The organism is Haloferula sp. (assembly GCF_049672945.1).
In the GTDB taxonomy this organism is placed as follows: Bacteria; Verrucomicrobiota; Verrucomicrobiia; order Verrucomicrobiales; family Akkermansiaceae; genus Haloferula.
The window spans coordinates 1-3,867 of record NZ_JBATWY010000138.1; the positions used below are offsets into that span (position 1 = coordinate 1).

The 3,867-nt window shown below is 58.8% G+C and carries 3 protein-coding genes; 2 read left to right on the plus strand and 1 reads right to left on the minus strand.

Annotated features, from left to right (window positions below; translation table 11 throughout):
* On the minus strand, positions 1-625 hold a 625-nt coding region (locus tag WBG04_RS12085; protein WP_424314687.1), incomplete at its 3' end, for an NAD(P)H-dependent oxidoreductase.
* A gap of 243 nt (positions 626-868) precedes the next feature.
* Between WBG04_RS12085 and WBG04_RS12090 the strand changes: the two genes are divergently transcribed.
* Both WBG04_RS12090 and WBG04_RS12095 read left to right on the plus strand, forming a co-directional pair.
* Positions 869-2,443 carry a hypothetical protein gene (locus WBG04_RS12090; RefSeq protein WP_424314688.1) on the plus strand — a complete coding sequence of 525 codons (1,575 nt, stop codon included), beginning with the start codon at positions 869-871 and terminating at the stop codon, positions 2,441-2,443.
* 446 nt (positions 2,444-2,889) lie between these two features.
* Positions 2,890-3,771: a hypothetical protein gene (locus WBG04_RS12095; RefSeq protein ID WP_424314689.1), complete on the plus strand. Its 882-nt coding sequence runs from the start codon at positions 2,890-2,892 to the stop codon at positions 3,769-3,771.
* The last annotated feature ends 96 nt before the right edge of the window (positions 3,772-3,867 follow it).

Here is a 3,867-nt window from a genome sequence, read left to right on the forward strand (position 1 = left end):
TCACTTCGCTACTGACGAAGCGTGCTTTTGGCCGTGTGGCGGACTTGTCATCGGCCGAGCGGTAGCCGGCGGCGCAGGCGACGCAGGTGGCGTAGCCGCTGCCGGCGAGTCCGAGTTCGTGGTCGTAGCCGGCGGGATCGATGCCTTCGAGTGGGCAGGTGTCGACGCCGATGGCGGCGGCGGATGCCATGAACTGGCCAAGGGCGATGTAGGTCTGGCGGATATTCCAGTTGTGCCGGGCTTCGGGGGACATGCGTTGGCAGAAGCCTTCGACGATGCCGGCGTAGCCCTTGAGTTCCTCGGGCGTTTGTCCCTGGACTTCGGAAAGGCGGGCGATCCAGCGGTTGATGTCCTTGGGAGTCATGTCGACGCGGCTGGTGAAGACGACGAGCTTGTCGGCATCGGTCACTTGCGGTTGGCCCCATGAGTTATCGCGGAGGCGCTGGCGAAGCTCGGGATCGGAAACGACGATGAACTTCCACGGCTGCAGTCCGAAGGAGGAGGGAGCGAGGACGAGGCTGTCGAGAAGGGCTTGCCAGACGTCATCGGGGAGGGGCTTGCCGGGATCGAAGGCCTTGGTGGCGTAGCGCCAGTTGAGGGCGGTGGTGAGTTCGGAAGGGGACATGGGAGAGATGGTCGATGGGAGATGAAGGATGGTGGATTTGGGGAATCAAGGCTGCGCCTTGATCTGAGAAATGCGGCTTCGCCGGAGTGTCTGGATCCCGGGGCTGCGGCGCTTCGCGCCTGACCCCGGGCTATGATAGAGCCTGTCCCAGACTTCGTGAATCCTTGTGGTACAATGCCTTAGCGATCGAAAAAAGTGGGCATGGAAGCCCGAAAAGACTCCCACGCCCCAAATTCGAGGCTTATGATTTGGTTACAAGATAAAATCCAAGTCCGAACAGTGATCACCTTCTCCTATCAACCCGCCCTTCGTCCAGCACTTCCTTGCGTTTATGGTCCGCTCGACTACCGCGAGCAGCGCGCCCTTTTTCAACACATCGACAACATTCTCTCTTCCTCGGGTCTCGAAGAGGAATTCATCACACTGACTCTGACCGAGCGCGGAATCGACATGCAGGCCTCCACCGCCGTGCGCCTGGAACGCTTCGCAAAATACACGGTGCTCGCCTTGCGAACTAACATCGTCCGCAATCTAACTGGACTCGATCATCGCGACTTCGCCACCCGTCTTGCCGACAGCCCGCTACTGCAATGGTTCCTGCGCGTTGGCGAAATGGGTTCCATCAAAGCCTTCTCAAAAAGCACCAGCGACCGACTTTCCCGCTGGGTCGGCGAGCCGACCGTGCGCGTCATCAACGAGAAACTCACCGCCCTGCTGGCGACAAGCGAGCCTCAAGGTGAACAGGCCGGAACACCATCCATCACTTTTGGTCTAGCGGCGCCCATCCGGTTTGATGACATCTATTTCGACAGCACCTGCATCAAGGCCGACATCCATTTCCCCATCGACTGGGTATTGCTGCGCGATGCCGCCCGCACGCTGATGAAAGCCACCACCCTCATTCGCAAGCACGGATTGAAACATCGCATGCCCCAGGAGCCGCTCGCATTCCTCAGCGACATGAACACCCTATGCATGAAGATGACAGCCAAACGCCACGCTGTAGATGGCAGGAAACATCGCAAGAAAGTGCTGCGTGAGATGAAAGCCCTTGAAAAGCGCATCGCCGCCCACGCCCGGGCACATGTCGGGATCCTCAAGTCCCGCCGCGAGGAAACCGACCTAACGGAACCTCAGGCGCAACTCATCATCAAGCGCATCGATGGTGTGTTAGAGCAACTTCCCGCTGCCATCAAACAAGCCCACGAACGCATCATCGGCGAACGCCGCGTCTCCAATGAGTCCAAGATTATCAGTCTTTACGACGACCAGATCAACGTCATCAAGCGCGGCAAAGCCGGTGCCCAGGTCGAGTTCGGCAACAAGCTCTGGCTCGGTGAAACCCGTGAGGGCATCATCGCTGACTATCAGTTCTATCAGGACAACCCGAGCGACACCGCCTTGGTCAAGCCCGCCATTGAGAGACTCATGGACCATCAGCAGTTCGCAATCAGCAAGGTCTGGGGAGATCGCGGCCTCGCCAGCAAACCTAACACGGCAATGTTAGATCAGCGCGGCATTGGCAATGGCCTATGCCCGCGTGACGTTGGCGAGTTGGCTGAGAAGCTCGCCAATCAGGACGGCTTTCGCGAAGGACTCAAACGTCGTGCCGCCACCGAAGGGCGCATCGGCATTTTCAAGAACGTCTTTCTGGGAGGTCGGTTGTTAGCCAAAGGCTTCGAGCACCGGCAACTTGCGGTAGGATGGGCGGTGCTCACGCACAACCTATGGGTTTTAGCCCGCATGGCGGAGGCGGAAAGACGGCGCAAAGAAGAACAGGAACACAAGATCGGCAGACCAAGCGCCCGAGCCGCCTGATCTCTCCGAGAGTCAAATCGAGTTCAGAAAGGGATCCGTATCAGACGATCCGGGAAGCCCGTGTCCTCGCATCAGCAAATTTGCAGGTCGTCGCTTTGTAACGAAGCAGAGTTTAGGTCTGCAACACCGATTCTGTATCCAAACTCAGTTCAAATGGTGGTCACCCGCACATCTCCGGTTGCTGGTCTAGAAAAAACGGATTTATGGGACAGGCTCTACCATAAGACCCGCAGAACCGAAAAATTAAATCATACACCACCTCCGACTTCCTATAGGAAAGAAGCTCACGATAGTTCCCCCCAGCCGGAAGAAATCCAGATGAGTCTTCGGGCGAAGCGGGAGGAATCATAAGTCCTATAGGTCCCATCTCCCAAGTTCAAGACGCACATTCCCTGTTACCTTTCCCCTCCCCCACGGCTACTCCCGGCGAAACCACTAACCAGATCATGAAACACATTCTCATCATCATGCTCGCCACGGCCACGGCCCAAGCCGCGCCCCTCGATCCCGCACGCATCCCCGCCGACGCCAGATGGTGGCTCCACCTCGACCTTGAAAGCGCCCGCACCACCGAAGTCGGCGGTCGCATCGCCAAGGAAATCACCGAACGGGAGGGCGCCAAACTCCGTGCCGCCGAACGCATGTTCTCGATCAACTTTCTCACCGACCTGTCCGGCTTCACCCTCTACGGCCACGGCGATAAAAAAGACGGCGTCCTTATCGTTGATGGCAACTTCGACCAGACCCACCTCATCGACATCGTTGCCGCCGCCGAAAACTACGAAACCTCCGATCACTCCAGCACCACCATTCATTCCTGGACAGACAAATCAAAATCTCAGAACGCCGCCTTCGTCGCCCAAAACCTCCTCGTATTCAGCGAAACCAAATCCTCACTCCAAGATGCCATCGACCAGCTCGCCAGCGGCACCGGCATGGAACCCGACCCCTTCACATCGGCCGGAGCACCCCCAGTCGTAACCGGCTCCGCCCGCATCGCGGATCTCCCGATGAAAAAGGACGACGCCAAGCTGCTGCGCAAAGCCGAGAACCTCAGGATCGCCCTCGGCGAGGCCAACGGCCAGCTCGAAGGCCGGATCGAAGTCGAGACCGACTCCGCCGTCACCGGCAAGCTCGTTCGCAAAGTCCTCGAAGGCATCATCGCCATCGGCAAGCTCACCGACGAGAACCTCGCCCAGATCAACCCCGACTTCGAGACCCGCGAAAGCGAGGGCGGCCGGGTGATCAGCGCCACCCTCAGCCTGCCCGCCGCGGAAATGATTTCCCTGATGGAAAAGAACGGCGCCTTTGATAAGATCGGCAAATAGCCCCGGCCTTCCGCCTAATTACGATGTCCGCCGTAGATCCAGAGGAATCCCGACTCGCCCGCGAAAGCCGGGCGGGTTCGGCGGCGGCCTTCGAAC